Genomic DNA, 25555 nt, shown 5'->3' on the forward strand with positions numbered 1-25555 from the left:
GATGTCCGAATACTTAACCATCTCCTGAAACTCATGGTTAAGATAGACTATGCAGGTATTTCGCTGAACTATAAAATGTCTAAGGAACAATAAAACATGGAGTCCGTGATTACTGAAGAAAACAAATCCAAAACCCCTCTCTGGACTTTGTTCCTGGTAACTCTCTCAGTAGGAGTCGCATCAGGATTCTTGGGAATGACTTTGGCCTTATTACTTCATTACATTCAGCATATCGCTTATGGATACAGCCCCTTACATATTATCAGTAATGAAAGTTTTTTAGAGGGTGTTAGTGCATCATCTCCAGAACGACGAGTTACGATTCTGATAATCTGCGGCCTCATCGCCGGATTGGGATGGGCAGCAGTGTATCAATTGGGAAAACCCTTAGTCAGCATCGCAGAAGCAATAAAAACAAATAAAACCATGCCCATGCTCAGCACTACATGTCATGCCTTACTCCAGATAGTCACCATCGCACTGGGTTCTCCTTTGGGTAGAGAGGTAGCTCCCAGAGAAGCAAGTGCCGTTTTTGCAACATGGATATCCACCAAAGCAGGGTTAAGCATTAAAGAAACGAAAATCATGCTGGCTTGTGGCGCGGGAGCCGGCTTGGCAGCGGTTTATAATGTTCCTTTAGGTGGTGCAGTATTTGTTCTTGAAGTCTTGCTGTGCACGCTTAACTGGTCAATTGTTCTGCCCGCCCTTACAACTTCAGCAATCGCGGTAGTTGTATCCTGGTGGGGATTAGGTAATGAACCCCTCTATCACATACCTGACTTAACGATAAGTTATTCATTAGTCATCTGGTCTATAGGAGCTGGCCCTTTTTTTGGAATGGCGGCCTTCTGGTTTATCTATGTTGCGACCATACAACGAAGTAAATCCCAACGTAACTGGATGATGATTGGTTCCTGTCTGATTAATTTTACAATTATTGGCGTGCTGTCAATTTATTTCCCGCAATTATTAGGCAATGGTAAAAGTCCTGCTCAATTGGAATTTTCCAGTCATGTGGGGATAGGCTTAAGCGTAACATTGCTCATGTTAAGAAGCGTGATCGTTTGGTCAAGTTTAAGAGTCGGCGCCCAGGGGGGACTATTAACCCCTTCTCTTGCCAATGGAGCCTTACTTGGAGCAATACTGGGTGGAGTCTGGAATATGATTTGGCCAACCTCTTCATTTGAAGCCTTTGCGCTTGTAGGAGCAGCAGCATTTCTTGGAGCTGCTCAAAAAATGCCTGTAACGGCAATAATCCTGATTTTTGAATTAACACGTATCGATTTAAGTTTACTCATTCCAATACTGTTTGCGGTGTCAGGTTCCGTAGCAATGTTTCATTGGTGTAAAAACTATTTTATTAATGATCCCGATTAATCAATTAATTATTAAGCAGCGAAAATCAGTCGGTCAAAATACATTATGTTCTATACTTAAAACTGCGAGCTGGTTGATGTTTAATTATCACAATGGACAGTGAGGTTATATGAAAATTGGAATTATTGGCTCAGGAAGTGTTGGGAAAGCCTGTGCAATGGCAACGATAATGAGAGGATGTGCCAGAGAAATTGTATTGATTGATAAAAATACCCATCTGGCTAAAGCTGTTGCCACAGACATGCAATATGGTTCACAACTATCCCCTGAGACTCATATCTACTCCGGTGATTACTCTGACCTACACCAATCGGCCTTGGTCATGGTTACAGCCGGCGTCAATGAAAAAACAGGAGGCGCTACGGATCGTAACGACCCTGCTGGCAGACTCAAACTACTTCATACTAATGCCGAAATTTTTAAAGACATCATTCCCCAGATTGTAAAGGCTGTGCCAAAAGCGATTATTCTAATTGTCAGTGATCCACCTGACCCTCTCGCGGATGTTGCTCGCCAACTGGCAGGTCATGACAGAGTGCTCAGTGCAGGAACTTATCTTGATACCTTGCGTTTCAGATACCATATAGCCAGACACTTCCAATTAAACCCCAGAGATGTAAATGCCCAGGTCATAGGAGAGCACGGAACGTCCTCCGTATTTTTATGGTCTGGAGTCACTATAGGTGGAAAACCACTCGATGAGTGGTTAACTGGTGACAAAACACAGTTCAAACACGATATTGAGCAGGAAGTTAAATTTGCCAATATCACCATTATTGAAGGTAATAATGCCAGTCAATACGGTATAGGTATGGTTTGCGCGCGAATTGCTGAAATAGTCATTCGTAATGAAGAATCAGTGATACCTATAGGTTCCTATCATGCGGATTATGGTGTGACATTTTCCTTACCCAGTATCTTAAATTGCAAAGGGATTCGACAAGTATTGATTCCATCTATGTCTGATGAAGAAAAGCTGGCGTTAGAACACTGCGCGATGGTATTAAAAAATTCTCTGAATAATTAGGGCGTGTTGACAACTCGCCTACTGCCTACGTACCGCAGCTTATCCCTAAGAATTCGTCCCTTTCTAAAAATGCAGATTAATTCATCTTAATTTGCCATTTTTATGAGATGGTCATCCCCGCGACAGCGGGGATCCATGCGTCAATGTGGCCTTATGTTAATTTTTAGGAAGGATTGAGCTTTTGTGACGATGACGTATAAATAGTGAGGAAGTTTCAGGGCTTGTCCGCGGCATCCAGAAGAGGGTCAAACTAAAAGCCATTCTATTCTATAAGTCACCGGTTCAGGATTGAATATTTAATAAAGCATTTAATTCGATTTTATTGGACACAATATCCCCCAGAGTAAATTGATTCAAAACAGCCATGAATGCTTTCCGAGCCTCATAGAGAATATTTTTAAGCTTGCATACAGGCGCAATACAGCAATTTGCTTTTTCCTTATTAAAGCAAGGAACCAAATCAAAATTGGATTCCAGTTGTAATATTAAAGCCCCCAGGTTAATTTTCGCAGGCTCTACCGCCAAGGTAATTCCTCCATTTTTACCTCGAGTGGTTTTAATCAGGCCTAATTTGGATAAATTATGGATTATCTTAATCATATGATTGCCTGAGATAGTATAAGCCTCCGTAATATCTTTAATGGTACAGATGTCTTTCTTTAGGGCAATATAAATCAAGGCCCGTAAAGAGTAATCTGTGAATTGCGTTAGTTGCATAGATTAATTCCCATCATTATTGATTGACTCGCATTCGTTCTTTTTATAAGATGCATTTAAAATACATCTTTAACTTATGGAGTTTAGATTATGCCTTCATCATTATATGAACGTCTAGGTGGCCAAACGGCAGTTAATACCGCAGTGGATATTTTCTACCGAAAAGTACTCACGGATCAACGCGTCAATCATTTTTTTGACGGGGTTGATATGGAACAACAAATTAACAAACAAAAAGGTTTTTTGACCATGGTATTTGGTGGTCCAAATCATTATACCGGAAAAGGAATGAGAGAAGGTCACCGTCATTTGGTTCAAAAAGGATTAAACGACTCGCATGTGGATGCCATTATCGAGTTATTAGGGGCCACCCTTACAGAACTTGGAGTCAGTGAAAACGACATCCAGGAGGTCGCAGCAATTGCAAACAGCGTTCGCTCTGATGTGCTGGATCGTTAGAAATGAATACAATAACATTTAATAATCAGCTCTATCCACTTGGTTCTGAAGAAAACATCTTAAGTTGTCTTTTACGTCATGGTATTCAGTACCCCAATTCATGTCAGGCAGGAATTTGTCAATCCTGTCTGATTAAGGCTACGGATGGAGCAATTAACCCATCCTGGCAGAATGGATTACCGGACACTCTGAAAAAACAAGGATATTTTCTTGCTTGCCTTGCAAAGCCTGAGTCAAATATAAATCTTGTATCACCTGATGTGTCTGAATGTGATGTAGAAGCCGTCATTATTGGCATTGAACGGCTCAATTATAATGTGTTACAGATTAAGCTTCGAGTTGATAATCCTGGTAATTGGCTTCCGGGCCAATATCTTAATGTAACGAATCCTGAAGAAATTACTCGAAGTTATTCCATTGCAAACATCCCCGATCAAGAGGGTTATATTGAACTGCATGTCAAGATAGTCCCAAATGGTCGTATGAGCCAATGGCTGCAAGACACGGCGAAAGCCGGTACCTCGGTAACGCTTAGAGGCCCTTTTGGAACATGCTATTATTACAATCCAGATAAATTATCATTTGATATGCTGTTGGCCGGAACAGGAACAGGATTAGCACCGCTAGTCGGCATTATTAAAGCGGCACTGAGCCAGGAACATAATGGCAGTATAACTTTAGTACACGGAGGACTTACTGATAATGACATTTATTACAACGATGAACTCGAAACTCTGGCCGCAGTATTTAAGAATGTCCATTATAAACCCTGTGTTCTTCAAAGTCAGGGCCGTTATACTGAGTCCTCAATTGAACAGCAAATACTAAACTGCCTCAATAATCCTGCTGAATTACGTGCCTACATTTGCGGACCTAAAGACACAACCAATAAACTCAAAACGGCTATTTTTCTTGCCGGAGTACCATCAAAATGTATTTTTAGCGATGGATTTCTATAAGAACATTCACTTGGCAGCGAGAGCATGTTGAATGACTACATCCAGTAATGGAACCAGCATATAATGTTCAAAATAGAATCAGTTTGATGCTATAATTATAATAAGTGATTTAGAAACGGAATTTCACCATGCCTAATGACAGCTCTCCTGAAAAGCCCGTGACGCCGAAAAAAGAACTGTACTGTAACATCTCGGAGCACAGTATCAATGCGATGAAATTACGAAAAATAGGCGATCCTCATTCAGATTATTCTGATGAAATTGAATTAATAGCCAAGTCCTGTGCCTGCCTCTTAAAAGAACATGGTGAAAAGCTTCAAACCGTTATTGCGCATATAGAAATGTCCTTGCATGAAAGTTACAAAGAAGAATTAAAGAAATTGGATGGTGAAATCGTTAATCTGTTTAACAGGAGAAAAAAAGCAGAACCCAGCACTCCCTATGGTGAGAAAGAAATTGTTGATTTAACGGTACAAATCAATAATCTGGAACGACGTAAATCCGTATCCATTGCCGATTATATTGAAGCAATTGTTTGCGATACCTTAAATCAAACCATTAAGAACCATGGTGCAGAATTGGTGCAGCATTATAATCCGGAGGAATATGAGTATCATGGGGAAATTTCATTTATCAGATCATCAGACCTCTAGCCTTTGTATACAACCATACGCAACTTATTAGTCACCTCAATTCGTGTCAGCCTCTTCAACCTGGGTTTTATAATAGGAGTTCTAACAGTGGCTTATACATGCCCTGCCTCGATATGAAGTTAATATAACTGTCTTAAATAGTTCAAGGTACTTCGCTTTAATTAAACCGCAATACCTGATCAATTTCGAGCCCCCATGACTTGTTAAAGGTTCCTTAAGGTTGATCGATTATACTGATATTGAGCATCTTGTTTAATAAAGGAGCTACAATGGCTTTAGATGGGCGTTATGGACCGAGTGATTTACGAAGCGTCCTAATGGTTAATTTTACACCGCAAGCTAACAGGCCAACTTTAGGTGGTATCCTTGCGCCAGGCTATTACAGTAATGCTCATGCGTTAGTATTAGATGCAGCTACCGACACGGTTAATCCAAGAGCGCAAAAATTGCAAACCATTAAAGAAGCTTTTGAACCGCTTAGGAACATTTCGGAAGCAGATAAAGAGAAAAAAATAATTATACCCGTTACTGAAGAACAAAAAATACTAGGTCTATTCCCTCGCAATCATTGGGTCACTTTACATTATGATCCTCAAACAAACAAAGCAACGTTACTTGATTCAAGACCATGGATATTATCTTTTTTATATCCAAGATCAGCAATGAAAGAATCATTGATTGATGGCTTAAGTACAATCTATGGAGTAGAAACCGCCAGAGAGACACAATTTGAAATACGGTATCAAGGCGTTCAGAACAATGACACCTACTGCGGCGCGTGGACGAGTAGAAATATCATGGATCTTGCTGGTGCCAATCCACAGGGAACCTGCACCTCTATTGATCAACAAACAGTTGCTTATACAGACAAGCATGAACAAAATATTATTGAATACAACAGAGAGCTTGTAGAAAAAGGAACCTCAGATATTAATATACATTCGCTACCATCGAAGCCCAACCTATGGCAAAGATTTTTAAATTTCGTTGGTCTCAATAATTCCAATGAAGCGAATATTAGTTCTGAAATTCCCCAACCTGAATTGATGAGTTGGAATAAAGCAACCCAGCAATTCAATGCCCATCCAACCCATTCGACGTGCTCGTCTGCACAAAAAGCAGATGACTGGGAAATGGTGGATGATGACATTGAACAACAAAATACGACTTCTCAAGTCCAAGATTTATCGGCTTTACCTGATACTGAACTGGAACATGATGAGAGCCACTTAGAAACAAACACTACGTCATTCCATACTTGACCACGTCTGACCATTCATAAACCACTTTGTTCATAGCAATAAAATGCTTTCAGATACTGTCGCCATGTCATAAGCATATTAAAGAACGTGAGTAATACAATATAGTTACGAACGCTTACCTGAACCTGTATTCTATTCTGCTCTTCATTAGCACCATGTGTAAGACCTAATCAATCCATTAACCTGCTGAATTTATAAGAAGACTAAGAGTCTATTCACAGAGATATCCACAGAAAATGTGGATAAGTAATCAAACCGAAAGCACCCAATAATTGAAGAATGAACCATATACATTAAGGGATTACCAATAAAATTGATATTTAATTTAAGATAATAGGCAAGGTAATCAGAAAAAATATCCACAAGAAGAGATCAACGGATTTGGATATTCAGTGTACCATGGTAACAACAAAAATATTAAAAAAACAGTCTTGACTGGCATTATTTTTCTAATTTTTATTTAATAGTAAAAACTGATTTGAATTACTGCGACAGGACCTACCCTATGCCCCTGTTTCCTATGTATGATTAATAATAACCGGTAACTCGGTCCAGCGAGTGGTATAGCAAAGTGAGTGCGTTTGATTGTTCTGGATTTATGAAATACCTGATTCCCAGATCCTGAAAATTCATTGATTGGAATATTGTATAACTTACTAATATACTTATATTTTACAGATCGTTAGTCAGAATAATGGTAATTAGATTATTTTTTAGATAATTAATTGGATTAAATCCAATTTTGCTTAAATTAAAACGGTAATTTCTAAAGAGATTTGAATGACTAATGAAAGACCTAAATTCGAAAAAAAAATGATGCAAAGTATTCGTGCTGATCGAATAATGTTACTCAACGAGAATTTACTCTTTAGCATTCCAGCGAATTTTATTTGTTTTTTAATTGTTTTTATTGGTCTCTATCCTGAAGTAAACCACACATACCTTTTTATATGGTTTATAACCGCAGTCTTTACTTGTGTTTTGCATGGCGTTGTATATATCGTTAATCGAATCCATTCCTTTCCAACAAATGGCTATTTAAAATTCTTGATTGGACTGGCCATTCTATATGGCGCTCTTTGGGGAGTTGCCGGTTCAATACTCATACCCCAAAACAATCTGTTGTATCAAATGCTTGTCATCATTATTAGTATAGGTGTTGCATCGGGTGGACTGCATACTCTTCAGCCGAATATGACTGCAAGTATCTTATTTTTAAATTTAATCATTCTACCGATAAGTTTCTGGCTATTCTTACAAAATACACCAACTTATTTTTTACTTGGAATCGCCATACTGATTTATTTATGCTTTGTATTAATGGTCTCATGGATGGGGAATAAACTCCTGAATACCAATATTAGATTACGTTACGAAAATTTGGATTTAATCAATAGATTAATCAGCAACAATGCAATTTTGGAGGAAAGTGAGTCTCGCTTTCGCTCTGCATTTAATTTTGCGGCGATTGGCATGGCATTACTTTCTTTAGAGGGTAAATGGTTAAAGGTAAATCAATCCCTTTGCCAAATTGTTGGTTACACTGAAGAAGAATTATTAAAAATCGATTTTCAAACCATCACGCATCCTGACGATTTAGAACTGGATTTAAATTATGTTCATCAATTACTAACTGGTGAAATCAGTTCCTACAGCATGGAAAAACGCTATATCAAAAAAGATGGTAGTGTCATATGGATTTTACTGAGCGGGTCCTTAATACGAAACCATGAGAACAAACCGCTCTATTTTATTGCGCTAATTCAAAATATTGATGCTCAAAAACAAGCAGAACAAGAACTAAAATACATTGCATATCATGACGTTTTGACGGGATTAGCCAATAGAAAACAGCTGGATGCCTCATTTAAACTTGCCATATCTTATGCAAAACGACACAAAAATCAAATAGCTGTTTTGTTCATGGACTTAGATCATTTTAAAGAAATTAATGATACCTTCGGGCATGATATAGGCGATCTCGTGCTTATAGAGATAGGACTTCGATTAAAAAAAACCATACGCTCAACAGATATTCTTATCCGACAAGGTGGGGATGAATTTATAATCGCTCTCACTGACATTTCTGATGTCTCTCAAATTGAGATGGTAGCTACAAAAATTCTAGCGACCATAGCAAGACCAATAAAAATAAAGCGCCATCAATTTGTAATTACAGTGAGTATTGGTATCAGCATTTATCCTAAAGATGGACAAGACTTCAATACACTTATCAAGCAAGCAGATAAAGCACTCTATATCGTTAAATCAGAAGGAAGGAATAACTTTAGATACTTTTAATTAACTAAAAATTACAGCGGCTTATTGATTAATGACTCGCTTTAATAACACATCTGTTTTACAAAAATAAATTTATAAATAATAATGCTTTTTTTTCTCGCCCTTAAACCCAAGAGTTTTACTATGTTTGAAAAAAATAAGAGTGATTTACATTGTCATTTGAATGGCAGTTTCAGTCTCGAGTTTCTTAAAAGAACCGCCGAAAAGAATAATTGTATAGAAACTTATAATGAGTATGAGCAATTAAGGCAAAACTATCTAGACCTGACACAAGAACAGCCAACAGACGGGTTTCCCAAAAAACTGATTGATATGATCTGGGGATTATTCGGATTAATTCATAAAATAGTACAAAATTTAGATGACATCATACAAGGTACAATTGATGTAGTGCATCACTCAGAAGCCAAATATCTTGAAATTCGAACCACCCCAAAAGCGATTAACGGTAAATCAAGAAATGACTATATTGACGCTTTTGAGGAAGGACTTAGCTCTGCAATGCTCCAAAATGATAAAAAATCTGCTTATGGCTTATTAAGTCTCGATCGAACAATCCACACTATTGAGGATGCTTCGGATTTTCTTCAACGCGTTTTAAATAGCCCCAACAAAGTTTTAGTAGGTATTGATATTAGTGGCAATCCTCTCGGTAAAAGAACGCTTACGGGCCAAGATTTAGCTAAAGTAGTGACCATGGCTTTAGAAAATAAAGTCAGTATTGCTATTCATATGGGAGAGAGCGATACAGACATTGAAAAGCAAGATACGGATGCCGTTTTGGATGCATTGGAGCATTGGCATAAAGAACATTTAGACGATGTAAATGCATCTTTTTCAGGAAAAATAAGATTAGGGCATTGCATTTATTTAACTGACCAACAGAAAGATAGAATTCGCACTCTGGCATTACCTATAGAAATATGCCCGACTTGCCATAAAAAACTCAATTGGCATTTGGAGGATATGGAACACCCTGTGGCCTCTGTTTACTCTGATGTATCTGAGAATTTAATTGTAGGAACCGATGATGATGCCATTTTTGGTGGGCGTATGAATAATGAATTTAATCAATTTATACGTTTTTTCTCGAATAAAACAAATTTATCCCGGAAGGAAATTAAAGAACATCAATCGATGTTTCGATTTGGGAGTTAAACGTTACAATTGTTAATCCTGCTTTTATCAATGACGTTCACGTCCGCCATACCCCGTCTCAATAAACCATGCCTTCTTTCCAAACAAGAAGGCCATTAATTTTAATTGTTCTCCCCAATCTACGGCTTTGTATAACTACCAATCATCCAATTAACCTACTGAATTTATAAGAAGACTAAGAGTCTATTCACAGAGATATCCACAGAAAATGTGGATAAGTAATCAAACCGAAAGCACCCAATAATTGAAGAATGATCCATATACAGTAAGGGATTACCAACAAAATTGATTTTTAATTTAAGATAATAGTCAAGGGAGTCAGAAAAAATATCCACAAGAAGAGAACAACTGATTTGGATATTCAGCGTACCATGGTAACAACAAAAATATTAAAAAAACAGTCTTGACTGGCATTATTTTTCTAATTTTTTTTAATAATAAAAACTTATTTTAATCACTGCGACAAGACCTACCCTATGCCCCTATTTTTTAAGTACGATTAGTAACAACCGGTAATTCGTTCCAGCGAGTGGTATAGCAAGGTGAGCGCATTTGAGCACGCATTGCCCAAGGTTTAGAATATCCTTCAGCTGCCAGCTTAATGGTATGACTCCCAAAACGAGAATTGATGGTATCAAATAGCGACATTAAAATGTCTTTTTTAATCAGTGTTTCATCACTGGGTTGATGAAATAAATCCCGCTGTATCGCTGATTTATCCACTAAATCCTCAAGCATCACCCCTACTTTCTTATAATGAATTCCTGATTTAAACAGTTTTTTCAAACAGAGTTTCGCAATTTTTGTAATAACTCGGGTGTCATCTGTGGGATTAACCAGACGACATTCCATGCTATTAGAGTACTGATCCAAATCCTGACGAAACGGATTCCCACGAATAAATACATACAAACGCTGCGCAACCAGATTTTGATGGCGCGCTTTCTCACAGGCTCTGGCACAATGACTGCTGATGGCTTGAGCCAAAGAAGCAAATTGAGTTTGCATCTCACCAAAACTTTTGGATGACATAATGCTTTGTTTGGGTTCACTGAGTTCCAATCCACCGCACGGTATTCCCTGCAATTCCATTACCGTGCGCATGAGTACTACATTATATTGTTTCTTAATGAGATGAGCGTTTAATTGTGCTAAATCCAAGGCAGTATAAATGCCCTTATTCATTAATTTTTTTTGCCACTGCCTCCCAACCCCCCAAACATCGCCCACACTGATTTTCCCCAACCAATGCCGTTGCTCACTGACATTAAACACTGGAATTTTTAACTCTTTTTTACAGATATGGTTAGCAATCTTGGCCAGGGTTTTCGTAGGCCCAATGCCAATGGATGTGGGAATACCGGTCGATTTTAAAATGGTCTTTTGTAATTGAATACAAAAGGAGTCATGCATTGCAGATGGCATGGTACTTAAATCAATAAATGCTTCATCAATGGAGTAAATCTCAACCTCAGGCCATGCTGATTCAATCACGGACATAACACGCTGAGATAAATCGCCATATAATGTATAGTTTGATGAAAAAACCTGGATGCCATGCTGCTTGCTCAATGCTTTAATTTTAAAAAATGGCTCACCCATCGCAATGCCAAGTGCCTTGGCTTCATTAGAACGAGCAATAACACAACCGTCATTATTGGATAAAACAACGATGGGTTTATCTCGTAAATCAGGCCGAAACAAACGTTCACAGGAAGCATAAAAATTATTGCAATCAATTAGAGCAAACATCATCAGCTCGCCGGATGGATAACGTGAGTGACAACGCCCCAAATCACCAAATCTTCATCGCCAGTAATTTCTATAGGTTGATACTGATTGTTTTCAGGTAGCAGCTGAACTCTTCCAGATACGCGTGATAGCCGTTTTACGGTCAACTCCCCATTAATCGCGGCAATGACGATTTTTCCATGGGTTGCCTCAAGGCTTCTATCAACCACTAGCATATCCCCTGAGGAAATGCCTGCGCCCGTCATGGAATCACCCGAAGCAGTCACAAAAAAGGTGGCGGCTGGATGTTTGATCAGATGCTCATTTAAATCCAGATGCATCTCGATGTAATCATCCGCAGGAGAAGGAAACCCTGCTCGTACCGTACTGGCATATAAAGGAATTTTATAAGATGTACTTCCCTCCAAAAAACCTTTAACATCTTCTATCCGAGATACCGGAATTCGAAGTGTCTTGGTCGTTTCGCCATACTTCCCCTGTCCTTTCGGACGCCCTGCATTATCTCGTTTGCCACCATGACTCATCGCTACACCAACTTGAATTAAGTAACACTATTCAAATATAGGCTTAAAAAATGGTGATGTAAACGGTGATCAGGTCAAATAATTTTAAACTAAAGGTAACTTACGGATTTCATTTAATAAAAAAATTTAAGCAATGGGTTCAATAGACTCATGAAGAGTAAACCGGGAGTTATTCATTTTAGTGGTCACGGGATAACACATTAAATCGGAACCCGAATAGGGTTTAAGAAGAGTCAATAATTCAGCTTGATTGCACTGTGAATTATCCATCCATTCCTTCATTGAATCATTATCTAACAAGACTGGCATCCGGTTATGCACTGGAGCCATGAGGTCATTGGCTGACGTTGTAATCAAGCAACACGATTGAATTAACTCACCTTCCGGGCTTTGCCAACGGTCCCACAAAGCAGCAATGGCCAATAAGTCATCGTTTTTATTTTTGAAATAAAAGGGCTGTTTTTTAATTCCTTGTCGCCACTCGAAAAATCCGCTCATCACAATGATACCGCGTTTTGATTTAAACGATTGACGAAATGCAGGTTTTTCAGCAACGGTTTCGGCACGAGCATTAGCAAGGCTATTTCCTATACTTTTATCTTTAGCCCAGAACGGGACTAAGCCCCAACGAAGCCACAACGCAGAATTAGATTGCTCATCATCTAAATGGCAAAGAAATAAAATATCCACCCCTGGAGGAATATTATAGCGCGGAGAGAACTCTTCTAAATCCTCAATTTGGAACTGCGCTTTAATTTTTGCGCCAGGCGCTTCCAAAGCAAATCGACCACACATAATCGAACTCCACTCATTTAATGATAATATCAATTTAAGTTTAGTTTATAAGTTTATCTGAATATTTGCTTTTAATAGGGGTTTAAATTATAAATCTCTGTTTCCTATCCATTAGTCAATGCAATAAAACTCGAAAAAAAACGCCTGACAGAAATTGATAAATTATCAATAACTGAACTATTGAACAATCCTTTGGTCAAAAGACATATGCCCTTATCCTCTCATCATGTAGGAGATAAAGAATATAATGAGTTTATTCGTGCCAAAGAAGCCATATGGTCCACACATCACTTTGGTCCCTGGGCATACTTAATTGATGGAACCTTTATTGGTTGGGCAGGGATACAACCCGATGACGCCGATTTTGAACTTGCTTTGGTACTGCATCCAGACTATTGGGGTTATGGCAGGCAAATCTATAATGAACTCATCAAATTTGCCTTTGACGAGTTGAATCTTCCATCTCTGGTCGTCTATTTCCCACCAACACGAACCCGAATTAAAGCGTTAATCCGGGCAGGATTCAAAAAAGATGGAGAAACTGAGTTCTCTGGATGTCGATTCATTCGTTATCGCCTTCAAGCGATGTGATGTCGACTTCGTCTGACTCAACCCCACTTAACTGAATTGTGGCTTTTCAAAATCAGGGTAATATTCATCCCACATCCGATTACTGTAATCGATAATATTGGACAACTGGAGTACACTACGCTTAAAGGGATCATTTAAGGGAGTCCAAATAATATTAGCCAGAAAGGCAAAAGCAGTCGCATCGATACTGGTTGGTTTATCACCTAGAAAGTAGTTATTATCGCCTAGAAGTATTGCAAGACTATTTATAGTTTTTATCCCTAATTGCAGGACTTCTTCTGGAGTATGTCTTCCCATGCCTTGATAATCCAGTTCTTTCAACATATTTTTTCTGACTATATTCGGAATAAATAATCTGGAAACAGTGGGTAATGCGCCAAACATTGTTTTTTTTAAATGCTCCCAACCGGCATCATTCTGCCATCTCATATAGACAGCCACCCAATACAATCGTTCACAAAAAGCAATTTCGATTAATTCGGCAATGGCTTTTTGCTCCAGAGTTAAATCCTTATCCAATACATCACCAAAACGTTTTTTAAGTACATCGATGATGATCTCACTGTCGGGGTAGAGCGTCCCATCCATCCGGATATAAGGTAATTTTCTTTTGGGACTTTTTTGCGGATTATTCACAAATTTGCTTTCATAAGAGATGTGCGCCATTCGTAAATAGGTTTCTACTTTCATACAAAAGGGGCTGGCATTAGGTAATCCCCAAAGTCTATAGAACTGAAATAATGTAATCATCTGTTTTATCTTCCTTATCATAAACGCAACAGGACGGCTCGAAACCGCATGAGACAATCCCTGTCTGTACTGGATGCACTGCAACACAAACCTCGCATTATTCAGTCAGGATAGACACTCAAGGTGTTCAAATTAACTGAAGTCTTATATAATCCCGCAATCTACTCATTACAGGGAATTCAATGTCACTTTGTCCTTGTGGATCGCAAACAACCTACAATGAATGTTGTGGAATATACATCGACGATAATCAATACCCACAACATCCCGAACAACTCATGCGATCACGATACACTGCTTATAGTTTAGCTAAAATTGATTACATTACAAAGACAATGAAAGGCAAACCATTAATCAATTTTAACCCTGTTGAAGCTAAAGCATGGGCACAAAGTATTACCTGGATAGGCTTAAAAGTGCTCCAGTCCTATCTGGAAACACCCGAAAAAGGTTTTGTTGAGTTTTCGGCTGTATTTCTTGAACGAAATAAATTAAAAACCATCCATGAGTTAAGTGAATTTCATCAAGAAAATACTATTTGGTTTTATGTAGATGGTGTTACCAGACAATTACAAGAGAACACCATCAATCAAAAAATTTCTCGTAATAGTCCCTGTCCCTGCGGCAGTGGTAAAAAATTTAAAAATTGTCACGAACAATAACGTTATCCTTAGGCATAAATAATGAATGATCACCTGATTTTAAATATTTTTATTTTTCTTGCAGCAGCCAGCGTCATGGTACCTATTGCCAATCGGTTTAAACTGGGCTCTGTAATTGGATATCTCACTGTAGGAATACTTATAGGTCCTTTTGGGTTGAAACTCATAGGCAATTCCGAACAAATCATGAGTTTTGCTGAGTTTGGGGTCGTCATGATGCTGTTCTTAATTGGTTTGGAATTAGAACCCATCATGCTTTGGAAATTAAGAAAATTAATTGTCGGTTTAGGCGGGCTTCAGGTCGTCATGACTACAGCGGCCATCACAGGCATTGGAATTCTCATGGAATACAGCTGGCAAGCCAGTCTGGCTGTGGGCATGTCGCTGGCGCTGTCTTCAACAGCTCTCGTCTTGCAGATGCTTCAGGAAAAAAACCTCCTTAAAACCGCAGAAGGTGAAACGTCCTTTGCCGTATTATTATTTCAGGATATTGCGGTAATTCCTATTCTCATTATCATGCCCTTGTTAGCTCAAAATGGAGGGGGAGCGCCGATCAATCTTCATGAAAATCCTTTCATTGCGCATCTGCCTAAATGGCAACATGCGCTTTTAGTCTCCGGGGTAATAGGCGCCGTTATTTTAACGGGGCATTATTTATCTCGACATCTGTTTTTAATCATTGCCCGAACCAACATCCGTGAGGTATTTACTACTTTTTCCCTTGCCCTGGTTGTTGGCATTACGTTATTAATGGAAACGATTGGAGTTTCCCCTGCTTTAGGCGCATTTATTGCGGGGGTAGTATTAGCAAACTCACAATACAAACACACCGTAGAAGCGGACATACAGCCATTCAAGGGATTACTGCTGGGATTGTTTTTTATCTCTGTAGGAATGGGGATGAACTTCAATCTGTTCTACAACCAGATGCTGTTAATAACATCCGCTGTTCTTGGTTTGGTTGCGATTAAAATCATCATCTTATTCATTCTCGGTCGACTTTTCGGGCTGACTAAAATCCAAACCATAGGCTTCGCAATTGCTTTAGCGCAAGGTGGTGAATTTGCTTTTGTTCTTTTTCAGTATGCAGGCTCATCAAAAGTAATAAATGCTGACGCCAGAACGATGTTCACTCTGATAGTAGCCTTATCCATGCTGACCACACCTTTTCTGATGTTAATTTACCACCGGTATGTCGTTCCTAAATTGATGAGCTTATTGCCTGAACGAGAATATGACTCCATCAACGAAAAAAATGGCATTATCCTTGCCGGATACGGCCGATTCGGTCAAATCATTGGTCGTCTGCTGAATGGTGAAAATATAAAAATAACCGTATTGGAAAAAAATCCGGAACAAATTGAATTACTGAGAAAATTTGGCTACAAAGGCTATTTTGGAGACGCTAATCGCCTGGATCTGCTAAAATGCGCTGGGGCGGAGCATGCTCAATTATTAATAGTCACCGTCGGAAACGCAGATGCGAATTTAAAAATTGTCAAAATGGCAAAACAGCATTTTCCTCATTTGAAAATTTATGCCCGGGCACGTAATCGTCGTCATGCTTATGAATTACATAAAGCCGGAGTGGACTATTTTAAACGCGAATTATTCGATTCTTCATTAACCATGACTAAAGAAGTATTAAAATTCATTGGATATAAACAGGAAGACATTGAGAAAAAAGCCAACGCCTTCCAAAAGCATGATGAAGCTGCACTGCTTAAATCCTTTGAGTTCTTTGAAGAAGAAGCCGATTTGATCAATTTCTCCAGACAAGCCTCTGGGGAACTGGAGCAAATCCTGCAGAATAGTTAATCTTGTAAGGAACGCATCAATAACCACGAGAATAACGTCATCCTGAACGCAGTGCTTCCAATTAGCCTTAAGTTTTAGTTGACACGATGCTCAATGTTCAATTTCAATTGTTATCGAGATCTCGGTAGAATGGCCTTCGCCCTCAGGGAGAAGGTGCCGACAGGCGGATGAGGGGATCAAACTTCATTCATTAAATAGTTATAGATAACATCCATAACAAAATCGAATTGCTGCTGTACTTCATTATTCCAAAACCTTAATACTTCATAACCTAAATTATTAAGATAGTTAGTCCTTCTTTCATCATATTCATTTTGCCTGCAATCATTATGCTGACCACCATCTATCTCAATAATTAACTTTTTTTCGATACAAACGAAATCTACAATATAGTGACCAAAAGGACATTGTCTTCTGAATTTAAATCCTTGAAATCGTCGTGATCTAAGCGAGTTCCATATTTTAATTTCCATGCAGGTGCTGTTTTTACGTAGGCTTTTTGCTTTATCCAATAACTCCATGCATTTAATCCATTGTTGGTTGGGCAAAGTATTTTAATTGATAATTTTAATGATTTTAAGATCCCCTCATCCGCCTATAGGCACCTTCTCCCTGAGGGCGAAGGCCATTCTACCGAGATCTCGATAACAATTGAAATTGAACATTGAGCATCGTGTCAACTAAAACTTAAGGCTAATTGGAAGCACTGCGTTCAGGATGACGTTATTCTCGTGGTTATTGATGCGTTCCTTACAAGATTAACTATTCTGCAGGATTTGCTCCAGTTCCCCAGAGGCTTGTCTGGAGAAATTGATCAAATCGGCTTCTTCTTCAAAGAACTCAAAGGATTTAAGCAGTGCAGCTTCATCATGCTTTTGGAAGGCGTTGGCTTTTTTCTCAATGTCTTCCTGTTTATATCCAATGAATTTTAATACTTCTTTAGTCATGGTTAATGAAGAATCGAATAATTCGCGTTTAAAATAGTCCACTCCGGCTTTATGTAATTCATAAGCATGACGACGATTACGTGCCCGGGCATAAATTTTCAAATGAGGAAAATGCTGTTTTGCCATTTTGACAATTTTTAAATTCGCATCTGCGTTTCCGACGGTGACTATTAATAATTGAGCATGCTCCGCCCCAGCGCTTTTTAGCAGATCCAGGCGATTAGCGTCTCCAAAATAGCCTTTGTAGCCAAATTTTCTCAGTAATTCAATTTGTTCCGGATTTTTTTCCAATACGGTTATTTTTATATTTTCACCATTCAGCAGACGACCAATGATTTGACCGAATCGGCCGTATCCGGCAAGGATAATGCCATTTTTTTCGTTGATGGAGTCATATTCTCGTTCAGGCAATAAGCTCATCAATTTAGGAACGACATACCGGTGGTAAATTAACATCAGAAAAGGTGTGGTCAGCATGGATAAGGCTACTATCAGAGTGAACATCGTTCTGGCGTCAGCATTTATTACTTTTGATGAGCCTGCATACTGAAAAAGAACAAAAGCAAATTCACCACCTTGCGCTAAAGCAATTGCGAAGCCTATGGTTTGGATTTTAGTCAGCCCGAAAAGTCGACCGAGAATGAATAAGATGATGATTTTAATCGCAACCAAACCAAGAACAGCGGATGTTATTAACAGCATCTGGTTGTAGAACAGATTGAAGTTCATCCCCATTCCTACAGAGATAAAAAACAATCCCAGCAGTAATCCCTTGAATGGCTGTATGTCCGCTTCTACGGTGTGTTTGTATTGTGAGTTTGCTAATACTACCCCCGCAATAAATGCGCCTAAAGCAGGGGAAACTCCAATCGTTTCCATTAATAACGTAATGCCAACAACCAGGGCAAGGGAAAAAGTAGTAAATACCTCACGGATGTTGGTTCGGGCAATGATTAAAAACAGATGTCGAGATAAATAATGCCCCGTTAAAATAACGGCGCCTATTACCCCGGAGACTAAAAGCGCATGTTGCCATTTAGGCAGATGCGCAATGAAAGGATTTTCATGAAGATTGATCGGCGCTCCCCCTCCATTTTGAGCTAACAAGGGCATGATAATGAGAATAGGAATTACCGCAATATCCTGAAATAATAATACGGCAAAGGACGTTTCACCTTCTGCGGTTTTAAGGAGGTTTTTTTCCTGAAGCATCTGCAAGACGAGAGCTGTTGAAGACAGCGCCAGCGACATGCCCACAGCCAGACTGGCTTGCCAGCTGTATTCCATGAGAATTCCAATGCCTGTGATGGCCGCTGTAGTCATGACGACCTGAAGCCCGCCTAAACCGACAATTAATTTTCTTAATTTCCAAAGCATGATGGGTTCTAATTCCAAACCAATTAAGAACAGCATCATGACGACCCCAAACTCAGCAAAACTCATGATTTGTTCGGAATTGCCTATGAGTTTCAACCCAAAAGGACCTATAAGTATTCCTACAGTGAGATATCCAATTACAGAGCCCAGTTTAAACCGATTGGCAATAGGTACCATGACGCTGGCTGCTGCAAGAAAAATAAAAATATTTAAAATCAGGTGATCATTCATTATTTATGCCTAAGGATAACGTTATTGTTCGTGACAATTTTTAAATTTTTTACCACTGCCGCAGGGACAGGGACTATTACGAGAAATTTTTTGATTGATGGTGTTCTCTTGTAATTGTCTGGTAACACCATCTACATAAAACCAAATAGTATTTTCTTGATGAAATTCACTTAACTCATGGATGGTTTTTAATTTATTTCGTTCAAGAAATACAGCCGAAAACTCAACAAAACCTTTTTCGGGTGTTTCCAGATAGGACTGGAGCACTTTTAAGCCTATCCAGGTAATACTTTGTGCCCATGCTTTAGCTTCAACAGGGTTAAAATTGATTAATGGTTTGCCTTTCATTGTCTTTGTAATGTAATCAATTTTAGCTAAACTATAAGCAGTGTATCGTGATCGCATGAGTTGTTCGGGATGTTGTGGGTATTGATTATCGTCGATGTATATTCCACAACATTCATTGTAGGTTGTTTGCGATCCACAAGGACAAAGTGACATTGAATTCCCTGTAATGAGTAGATTGCGGGATTATATAAGACTTCAGTTAATTTGAACACCTTGAGTGTCTATCCTGACTGAATAATGCGAGGTTTGTGTTGCAGTGCATCCAGTACAGACAGGGATTGTCTCATGCGGTTTCGAGCCGTCCTGTTGCGTTTATGATAAGGAAGATAAAACAGATGATTACATTATTTCAGTTCTATAGACTTTGGGGATTACCTAATGCCAGCCCCTTTTGTATGAAAGTAGAAACCTATTTACGAATGGCGCACATCTCTTATGAAAGCAAATTTGTGAATAATCCGCAAAAAAGTCCCAAAAGAAAATTACCTTATATCCGGATGGATGGGACGCTCTACCCCGACAGTGAGATCATCATCGATGTACTTAAAAAACGTTTTGGTGATGTATTGGATAAGGATTTAACTCTGGAGCAAAAAGCCATTGCCGAATTAATCGAAATTGCTTTTTGTGAACGATTGTATTGGGTGGCTGTCTATATGAGATGGCAGAATGATGCCGGTTGGGAGCATTTAAAAAAAACAATGTTTGGCGCATTACCCACTGTTTCCAGATTATTTATTCCGAATATAGTCAGAAAAAATATGTTGAAAGAACTGGATTATCAAGGCATGGGAAGACATACTCCAGAAGAAGTCCTGCAATTAGGGATAAAAACTATAAATAGTCTTGCAATACTTCTAGGCGATAATAACTACTTTCTAGGTGATAAACCAACCAGTATCGATGCGACTGCTTTTGCCTTTCTGGCTAATATTATTTGGACTCCCTTAAATGATCCCTTTAAGCGTAGTGTACTCCAGTTGTCCAATATTATCGATTACAGTAATCGGATGTGGGATGAATATTACCCTGATTTTGAAAAGCCACAATTCAGTTAAGTGGGGTTGAGTCAGACGAAGTCGACATCACATCGCTTGAAGGCGATAACGAATGAATCGACATCCAGAGAACTCAGTTTCTCCATCTTTTTTGAATCCTGCCCGGATTAACGCTTTAATTCGGGTTCGTGTTGGTGGGAAATAGACGACCAGAGATGGAAGATTCAACTCGTCAAAGGCAAATTTGATGAGTTCATTATAGATTTGCCTGCCATAACCCCAATAGTCTGGATGCAGTACCAAAGCAAGTTCAAAATCGGCGTCATCGGGTTGTATCCCTGCCCAACCAATAAAGGTTCCATCAATTAAGTATGCCCAGGGACCAAAGTGATGTGTGGACCATATGGCTTCTTTGGCACGAATAAACTCATTATATTCTTTATCTCCTACATGATGAGAGGATAAGGGCATATGTCTTTTGACCAAAGGATTGTTCAATAGTTCAGTTATTGATAATTTATCAATTTCTGTCAGGCGTTTTTTTTCGAGTTTTATTGCATTGACTAATGGATAGGAAACAGAGATTTATAATTTAAACCCCTATTAAAAGCAAATATTCAGATAAACTTATAAACTAAACTTAAATTGATATTATCATTAAATGAGTGGAGTTCGATTATGTGTGGTCGATTTGCTTTGGAAGCGCCTGGCGCAAAAATTAAAGCGCAGTTCCAAATTGAGGATTTAGAAGAGTTCTCTCCGCGCTATAATATTCCTCCAGGGGTGGATATTTTATTTCTTTGCCATTTAGATGATGAGCAATCTAATTCTGCGTTGTGGCTTCGTTGGGGCTTAGTCCCGTTCTGGGCTAAAGATAAAAGTATAGGAAATAGCCTTGCTAATGCTCGTGCCGAAACCGTTGCTGAAAAACCTGCATTTCGTCAATCGTTTAAATCAAAACGCGGTATCATTGTGATGAGCGGATTTTTCGAGTGGCGACAAGGAATTAAAAAACAGCCCTTTTATTTCAAAAATAAAAACGATGACTTATTGGCCATTGCTGCTTTGTGGGACCGTTGGCAAAGCCCGGAAGGTGAGTTAATTCAATCGTGTTGCTTGATTACAACGTCAGCCAATGACCTCATGGCTCCAGTGCATAACCGGATGCCAGTCTTGTTAGATAATGATTCAATGAAGGAATGGATGGATAATTCACAGTGCAATCAAGCTGAATTATTGACTCTTCTTAAACCCTATTCGGGTTCCGATTTAATGTGTTATCCCGTGACCACTAAAATGAATAACTCCCGGTTTACTCTTCATGAGTCTATTGAACCCATTGCTTAAATTTTTTTATTAAATGAAATCCGTAAGTTACCTTTAGTTTAAAATTATTTGACCTGATCACCGTTTACATCACCATTTTTTAAGCCTATATTTGAATAGTGTTACTTAATTCAAGTTGGTGTAGCGATGAGTCATGGTGGCAAACGAGATAATGCAGGGCGTCCGAAAGGACAGGGGAAGTATGGCGAAACGACCAAGACACTTCGAATTCCGGTATCTCGGATAGAAGATGTTAAAGGTTTTTTGGAGGGAAGTACATCTTATAAAATTCCTTTATATGCCAGTACGGTACGAGCAGGGTTTCCTTCTCCTGCGGATGATTACATCGAGATGCATCTGGATTTAAATGAGCATCTGATCAAACATCCAGCCGCCACCTTTTTTGTGACTGCTTCGGGTGATTCCATGACGGGCGCAGGCATTTCCTCAGGGGATATGCTAGTGGTTGATAGAAGCCTTGAGGCAACCCATGGAAAAATCGTCATTGCCGCGATTAATGGGGAGTTGACCGTAAAACGGCTATCACGCGTATCTGGAAGAGTTCAGCTGCTACCTGAAAACAATCAGTATCAACCTATAGAAATTACTGGCGATGAAGATTTGGTGATTTGGGGCGTTGTCACTCACGTTATCCATCCGGCGAGCTGATGATGTTTGCTCTAATTGATTGCAATAATTTTTATGCTTCCTGTGAACGTTTGTTTCGGCCTGATTTACGAGATAAACCCATCGTTGTTTTATCCAATAATGACGGTTGTGTTATTGCTCGTTCTAATGAAGCCAAGGCACTTGGCATTGCGATGGGTGAGCCATTTTTTAAAATTAAAGCATTGAGCAAGCAGCATGGCATCCAGGTTTTTTCATCAAACTATACATTATATGGCGATTTATCTCAGCGTGTTATGTCCGTGATTGAATCAGCATGGCCTGAGGTTGAGATTTACTCCATTGATGAAGCATTTATTGATTTAAGTACCATGCCATCTGCAATGCATGACTCCTTTTGTATTCAATTACAAAAGACCATTTTAAAATCGACCGGTATTCCCACATCCATTGGCATTGGGCCTACGAAAACCCTGGCCAAGATTGCTAACCATATCTGTAAAAAAGAGTTAAAAATTCCAGTGTTTAATGTCAGTGAGCAACGGCATTGGTTGGGGAAAATCAGTGTGGGCGATGTTTGGGGGGTTGGGAGGCAGTGGCAAAAAAAATTAATGAATAAGGGCATTTATACTGCCTTGGATTTAGCACAATTAAACGCTCATCTCATTAAGAAACAATATAATGTAGTACTCATGCGCACGGTAATGGAATTGCAGGGAATACCGTGCGGTGGATTGGAACTCAGTGAACCCAAACAAAGCATTATGTCATCCAAAAGTTTTGGTGAGATGCAAACTCAATTTGCTTCTTTGGCTCAAGCCATCAGCAGTCATTGTGCCAGAGCCTGTGAGAAAGCGCGCCATCAAAATCTGGTTGCGCAGCGTTTGTATGTATTTATTCGTGGGAATCCGTTTCGTCAGGATTTGGATCAGTACTCTAATAGCATGGAATGTCGTCTGGTTAATCCCACAGATGACACCCGAGTTATTACAAAAATTGCGAAACTCTGTTTGAAAAAACTGTTTAAATCAGGAATTCATTATAAGAAAGTAGGGGTGATGCTTGAGGATTTAGTGGATAAATCAGCGATACAGCGGGATTTATTTCATCAACCCAGTGATGAAACACTGATTAAAAAAGACATTTTAATGTCGCTATTTGATACCATCAATTCTCGTTTTGGGAGTCATACCATTAAGCTGGCAGCTGAAGGATATTCTAAACCTTGGGCAATGCGTGCTCAAATGCGCTCACCTTGCTATACCACTCGCTGGAACGAATTACCGGTTGTTACTAATCGTACTTAAAAAATAGGGGCATAGGGTAGGTCTTGTCGCAGTGATTAAAATAAGTTTTTATTATTAAAAAAAATTAGAAAAATAATGCCAGTCAAGACTGTTTTTTTAATATTTTTGTTGTTACCATGGTACGCTGAATATCCAAATCAGTTGTTCTCTTCTTGTGGATATTTTTTCTGACTCCCTTGACTATTATCTTAAATTAAAAATCAATTTTGTTGGTAATCCCTTACTGTATATGGATCATTCTTCAATTATTGGGTGCTTTCGGTTTGATTACTTATCCACATTTTCTGTGGATATCTCTGTGAATAGACTCTTAGTCTTCTTATAAATTCAGTAGGTTAATTGGATGATTGGTAGTTATACAAAGCCGTAGATTGGGGAGAACAATTAAAATTAATGGCCTTCTTGTTTGGAAAGAAGGCATGGTTTATTGAGACGGGGTATGGCGGACGTGAACGTCATTGATAAAAGCAGGATTAACAATTGTAACGTTTAACTCCCAAATCGAAACATCGATTGATGTTCTTTAATTTCCTTCCGGGATAAATTTGTTTTATTCGAGAAAAAACGTATAAATTGATTAAATTCATTATTCATACGCCCACCAAAAATGGCATCATCATCGGTTCCTACAATTAAATTCTCAGATACATCAGAGTAAACAGAGGCCACAGGGTGTTCCATATCCTCCAAATGCCAATTGAGTTTTTTATGGCAAGTCGGGCATATTTCTATAGGTAATGCCAGAGTGCGAATTCTATCTTTCTGTTGGTCAGTTAAATAAATGCAATGCCCTAATCTTATTTTTCCTGAAAAAGATGCATTTACATCGTCTAAATGTTCTTTATGCCAATGCTCCAATGCATCCAAAACGGCATCCGTATCTTGCTTTTCAATGTCTGTATCGCTCTCTCCCATATGAATAGCAATACTGACTTTATTTTCTAAAGCCATGGTCACTACTTTAGCTAAATCTTGGCCCGTAAGCGTTCTTTTACCGAGAGGATTGCCACTAATATCAATACCTACTAAAACTTTGTTGGGGCTATTTAAAACGCGTTGAAGAAAATCCGAAGCATCCTCAATAGTGTGGATTGTTCGATCGAGACTTAATAAGCCATAAGCAGATTTTTTATCATTTTGGAGCATTGCAGAGCTAAGTCCTTCCTCAAAAGCGTCAATATAGTCATTTCTTGATTTACCGTTAATCGCTTTTGGGGTGGTTCGAATTTCAAGATATTTGGCTTCTGAGTGATGCACTACATCAATTGTACCTTGTATGATGTCATCTAAATTTTGTACTATTTTATGAATTAATCCGAATAATCCCCAGATCATATCAATCAGTTTTTTGGGAAACCCGTCTGTTGGCTGTTCTTGTGTCAGGTCTAGATAGTTTTGCCTTAATTGCTCATACTCATTATAAGTTTCTATACAATTATTCTTTTCGGCGGTTCTTTTAAGAAACTCGAGACTGAAACTGCCATTCAAATGACAATGTAAATCACTCTTATTTTTTTCAAACATAGTAAAACTCTTGGGTTTAAGGGCGAGAAAAAAAAGCATTATTATTTATAAATTTATTTTTGTAA

25 protein-coding genes are annotated in these 25555 nt (G+C 38.7%); 15 read left to right on the forward strand and 10 right to left on the reverse strand.

Going from position 1 to position 25555, the window contains the following annotated elements; genetic code table 11:
* The first annotated feature begins 96 nt into the window (after positions 1-96).
* On the forward strand, positions 97-1377 hold the full coding sequence (locus IZU94_RS05050; protein WP_203108653.1) for a chloride channel protein: 1281 nt from the start codon (positions 97-99) through the stop codon (positions 1375-1377).
* Positions 1378-1486: 109 nt separating this feature from the next.
* Positions 1487-2404, forward strand: a complete 918-nt coding sequence (locus tag IZU94_RS05055) for a lactate/malate family dehydrogenase (protein WP_203108655.1) — start codon at positions 1487-1489, stop codon at positions 2402-2404.
* A gap of 282 nt (positions 2405-2686) precedes the next feature.
* Here IZU94_RS05055 and IZU94_RS05060 read toward each other — a convergent pair whose 3' ends face one another.
* Positions 2687-3121, reverse strand: coding sequence for an Rrf2 family transcriptional regulator (locus tag IZU94_RS05060; protein WP_203108657.1), 435 nt, complete (start codon positions 3119-3121; stop codon positions 2687-2689).
* Between the two features lie 90 nt (positions 3122-3211).
* Here IZU94_RS05060 and IZU94_RS05065 point away from each other — a divergent pair, with 90 nt between their 5' ends.
* The 6 genes from IZU94_RS05065 (at position 3212) to IZU94_RS05090 (ending at position 9913) form a co-directional block, all read left to right on the forward strand.
* Positions 3212-3580, forward strand: coding sequence for a group I truncated hemoglobin (locus IZU94_RS05065; protein WP_203108658.1), 369 nt, complete (start codon positions 3212-3214; stop codon positions 3578-3580).
* Between the two features lie 2 nt (positions 3581-3582).
* Positions 3583-4539 (forward strand): FAD-binding oxidoreductase, encoded by a 957-nt coding sequence (locus IZU94_RS05070; RefSeq protein WP_203108660.1) that lies wholly within the window; start codon positions 3583-3585, stop codon positions 4537-4539.
* A 128-nt stretch (positions 4540-4667) separates the two neighbouring features.
* Entirely contained in the window at positions 4668-5192 is a 525-nt protein-coding gene (locus IZU94_RS05075) for a hypothetical protein (protein WP_203108662.1), read from the forward strand.
* A gap of 269 nt (positions 5193-5461) precedes the next feature.
* On the forward strand, positions 5462-6454 hold the full coding sequence (locus IZU94_RS05080) for a hypothetical protein (protein WP_203108664.1): 993 nt from the start codon (positions 5462-5464) through the stop codon (positions 6452-6454).
* Positions 6455-7234: 780 nt separating this feature from the next.
* A complete protein-coding gene (locus IZU94_RS05085) occupies positions 7235-8755 on the forward strand; it encodes a GGDEF domain-containing protein (protein ID WP_203108672.1) in 1521 nt (506 codons plus the stop codon).
* A gap of 123 nt (positions 8756-8878) precedes the next feature.
* Positions 8879-9913, forward strand: a complete 1035-nt coding sequence (locus IZU94_RS05090) for an amidohydrolase family protein (RefSeq protein ID WP_203108674.1) — start codon at positions 8879-8881, stop codon at positions 9911-9913.
* Between the two features lie 489 nt (positions 9914-10402).
* Here the strand turns inward: IZU94_RS05090 and IZU94_RS05095 are convergent, their stop codons facing one another.
* The 3 genes from IZU94_RS05095 to IZU94_RS05105 form a co-directional block, all read right to left on the reverse strand.
* Positions 10403-11665, reverse strand: a complete 1263-nt coding sequence (locus IZU94_RS05095; RefSeq protein WP_203108694.1) for a Y-family DNA polymerase — start codon at positions 11663-11665, stop codon at positions 10403-10405.
* A 2-nt stretch (positions 11666-11667) separates the two neighbouring features.
* Complete coding sequence (locus IZU94_RS05100) at positions 11668-12189, reverse strand: LexA family protein (RefSeq protein WP_203108676.1); 522 nt, start codon at positions 12187-12189, stop codon at positions 11668-11670.
* Positions 12190-12315: 126 nt separating this feature from the next.
* Complete coding sequence (locus IZU94_RS05105) at positions 12316-12984, reverse strand: SOS response-associated peptidase (RefSeq protein WP_203108678.1); 669 nt, start codon at positions 12982-12984, stop codon at positions 12316-12318.
* 153 nt (positions 12985-13137) lie between these two features.
* On the opposite strand from IZU94_RS05105, the gene IZU94_RS05110 reads away from it, so the two are divergent.
* Positions 13138-13575, forward strand: coding sequence for a GNAT family N-acetyltransferase (locus tag IZU94_RS05110; protein ID WP_369410939.1), 438 nt, complete (start codon positions 13138-13140; stop codon positions 13573-13575).
* 27 nt (positions 13576-13602) lie between these two features.
* On the opposite strand, the gene IZU94_RS05115 is transcribed toward IZU94_RS05110, so the two are convergent.
* Positions 13603-14325, reverse strand: coding sequence for a glutathione S-transferase family protein (locus IZU94_RS05115; protein WP_203108682.1), 723 nt, complete (start codon positions 14323-14325; stop codon positions 13603-13605).
* Positions 14326-14507: 182 nt separating this feature from the next.
* On the opposite strand from IZU94_RS05115, the gene IZU94_RS05120 reads away from it, so the two are divergent.
* Entirely contained in the window at positions 14508-14987 is a 480-nt protein-coding gene (locus IZU94_RS05120; protein WP_203108684.1) for a YchJ family protein, read from the forward strand.
* Positions 14988-15008: 21 nt separating this feature from the next.
* Positions 15009-16805 carry a monovalent cation:proton antiporter-2 (CPA2) family protein gene (locus IZU94_RS05125; RefSeq protein WP_203108686.1) on the forward strand — a complete coding sequence of 599 codons (1797 nt, stop codon included), beginning with the start codon at positions 15009-15011 and terminating at the stop codon, positions 16803-16805.
* A 176-nt stretch (positions 16806-16981) separates the two neighbouring features.
* Here IZU94_RS05125 and IZU94_RS05130 read toward each other — a convergent pair whose 3' ends face one another.
* From IZU94_RS05130 to IZU94_RS05140, 3 genes are all read right to left on the reverse strand, one after another.
* Entirely contained in the window at positions 16982-17326 is a 345-nt protein-coding gene (locus tag IZU94_RS05130) for an endonuclease domain-containing protein (protein WP_203108688.1), read from the reverse strand.
* A 237-nt stretch (positions 17327-17563) separates the two neighbouring features.
* Positions 17564-19360 (reverse strand): monovalent cation:proton antiporter-2 (CPA2) family protein, encoded by a 1797-nt coding sequence (locus IZU94_RS05135; protein ID WP_203108690.1) that lies wholly within the window; start codon positions 19358-19360, stop codon positions 17564-17566.
* Between the two features lie 21 nt (positions 19361-19381).
* On the reverse strand, positions 19382-19861 hold the full coding sequence (locus tag IZU94_RS05140; protein WP_203108684.1) for a YchJ family protein: 480 nt from the start codon (positions 19859-19861) through the stop codon (positions 19382-19384).
* A 182-nt stretch (positions 19862-20043) separates the two neighbouring features.
* Here IZU94_RS05140 and IZU94_RS05145 point away from each other — a divergent pair, with 182 nt between their 5' ends.
* Positions 20044-20766 (forward strand): glutathione S-transferase family protein, encoded by a 723-nt coding sequence (locus IZU94_RS05145; protein WP_203108682.1) that lies wholly within the window; start codon positions 20044-20046, stop codon positions 20764-20766.
* A 27-nt stretch (positions 20767-20793) separates the two neighbouring features.
* Here IZU94_RS05145 and IZU94_RS05150 read toward each other — a convergent pair whose 3' ends face one another.
* Entirely contained in the window at positions 20794-21291 is a 498-nt protein-coding gene (locus IZU94_RS05150; RefSeq protein ID WP_369411310.1) for a GNAT family N-acetyltransferase, read from the reverse strand.
* A 93-nt stretch (positions 21292-21384) separates the two neighbouring features.
* Here IZU94_RS05150 and IZU94_RS05155 point away from each other — a divergent pair, with 93 nt between their 5' ends.
* The 3 genes from IZU94_RS05155 to IZU94_RS05165 all read left to right on the forward strand — a co-directional run bounded on the left by IZU94_RS05155 (position 21385) and on the right by IZU94_RS05165 (position 23966).
* Positions 21385-22053 (forward strand): SOS response-associated peptidase, encoded by a 669-nt coding sequence (locus IZU94_RS05155; RefSeq protein WP_203108678.1) that lies wholly within the window; start codon positions 21385-21387, stop codon positions 22051-22053.
* Positions 22054-22179: 126 nt separating this feature from the next.
* The gene (locus tag IZU94_RS05160) at positions 22180-22701 is read left to right on the forward strand and encodes a LexA family protein (protein ID WP_203108676.1); all 522 of its coding nucleotides are present in this window, start codon (positions 22180-22182) and stop codon (positions 22699-22701) included.
* Between the two features lie 2 nt (positions 22702-22703).
* The gene (locus tag IZU94_RS05165) at positions 22704-23966 is read left to right on the forward strand and encodes a Y-family DNA polymerase (RefSeq protein WP_203108694.1); all 1263 of its coding nucleotides are present in this window, start codon (positions 22704-22706) and stop codon (positions 23964-23966) included.
* 489 nt (positions 23967-24455) lie between these two features.
* Here IZU94_RS05165 and IZU94_RS05170 read toward each other — a convergent pair whose 3' ends face one another.
* Entirely contained in the window at positions 24456-25490 is a 1035-nt protein-coding gene (locus IZU94_RS05170; RefSeq protein ID WP_203108674.1) for an amidohydrolase family protein, read from the reverse strand.
* Positions 25491-25555: the final 65 nt, after the last annotated feature.

Source organism: Legionella bononiensis, from assembly GCF_016786215.1.
GTDB classification, from domain to species: domain Bacteria; phylum Pseudomonadota; class Gammaproteobacteria; order Legionellales; family Legionellaceae; genus Legionella; species Legionella bononiensis.

Bases quoted from the DNA above. Each gene is read 5' to 3' on its own strand.
- IZU94_RS05050 (WP_203108653.1), top strand. From the start codon at position 97: ATGGAGTCCGTGATTACTGAAGAAAACAAATCCAAAACCCCTCTCTGG.
- IZU94_RS05055 (WP_203108655.1), top strand. From the start codon at position 1,487: ATGAAAATTGGAATTATTGGCTCAGGAAGTGTTGGGAAAGCCTGTGCA.
- IZU94_RS05060 (WP_203108657.1), bottom strand. From the start codon at position 3,121: ATGCAACTAACGCAATTCACAGATTACTCTTTACGGGCCTTGATTTAT.
- IZU94_RS05065 (WP_203108658.1), top strand. From the start codon at position 3,212: ATGCCTTCATCATTATATGAACGTCTAGGTGGCCAAACGGCAGTTAAT.
- IZU94_RS05070 (WP_203108660.1), top strand. From the start codon at position 3,583: ATGAATACAATAACATTTAATAATCAGCTCTATCCACTTGGTTCTGAA.
- IZU94_RS05075 (WP_203108662.1), top strand. From the start codon at position 4,668: ATGCCTAATGACAGCTCTCCTGAAAAGCCCGTGACGCCGAAAAAAGAA.
- IZU94_RS05080 (WP_203108664.1), top strand. From the start codon at position 5,462: ATGGCTTTAGATGGGCGTTATGGACCGAGTGATTTACGAAGCGTCCTA.
- IZU94_RS05085 (WP_203108672.1), top strand. From the start codon at position 7,235: ATGACTAATGAAAGACCTAAATTCGAAAAAAAAATGATGCAAAGTATT.
- IZU94_RS05090 (WP_203108674.1), top strand. From the start codon at position 8,879: ATGTTTGAAAAAAATAAGAGTGATTTACATTGTCATTTGAATGGCAGT.
- IZU94_RS05095 (WP_203108694.1), bottom strand. From the start codon at position 11,665: ATGTTTGCTCTAATTGATTGCAATAATTTTTATGCTTCCTGTGAACGT.
- IZU94_RS05100 (WP_203108676.1), bottom strand. From the start codon at position 12,189: ATGAGTCATGGTGGCAAACGAGATAATGCAGGGCGTCCGAAAGGACAG.
- IZU94_RS05105 (WP_203108678.1), bottom strand. From the start codon at position 12,984: ATGTGTGGTCGATTTGCTTTGGAAGCGCCTGGCGCAAAAATTAAAGCG.
- IZU94_RS05115 (WP_203108682.1), bottom strand. From the start codon at position 14,325: ATGATTACATTATTTCAGTTCTATAGACTTTGGGGATTACCTAATGCC.
- IZU94_RS05120 (WP_203108684.1), top strand. From the start codon at position 14,508: ATGTCACTTTGTCCTTGTGGATCGCAAACAACCTACAATGAATGTTGT.
- IZU94_RS05125 (WP_203108686.1), top strand. From the start codon at position 15,009: ATGAATGATCACCTGATTTTAAATATTTTTATTTTTCTTGCAGCAGCC.
- IZU94_RS05130 (WP_203108688.1), bottom strand. From the start codon at position 17,326: ATGGAGTTATTGGATAAAGCAAAAAGCCTACGTAAAAACAGCACCTGC.
- IZU94_RS05135 (WP_203108690.1), bottom strand. From the start codon at position 19,360: ATGAATGATCACCTGATTTTAAATATTTTTATTTTTCTTGCAGCAGCC.
- IZU94_RS05140 (WP_203108684.1), bottom strand. From the start codon at position 19,861: ATGTCACTTTGTCCTTGTGGATCGCAAACAACCTACAATGAATGTTGT.
- IZU94_RS05145 (WP_203108682.1), top strand. From the start codon at position 20,044: ATGATTACATTATTTCAGTTCTATAGACTTTGGGGATTACCTAATGCC.
- IZU94_RS05155 (WP_203108678.1), top strand. From the start codon at position 21,385: ATGTGTGGTCGATTTGCTTTGGAAGCGCCTGGCGCAAAAATTAAAGCG.
- IZU94_RS05160 (WP_203108676.1), top strand. From the start codon at position 22,180: ATGAGTCATGGTGGCAAACGAGATAATGCAGGGCGTCCGAAAGGACAG.
- IZU94_RS05165 (WP_203108694.1), top strand. From the start codon at position 22,704: ATGTTTGCTCTAATTGATTGCAATAATTTTTATGCTTCCTGTGAACGT.
- IZU94_RS05170 (WP_203108674.1), bottom strand. From the start codon at position 25,490: ATGTTTGAAAAAAATAAGAGTGATTTACATTGTCATTTGAATGGCAGT.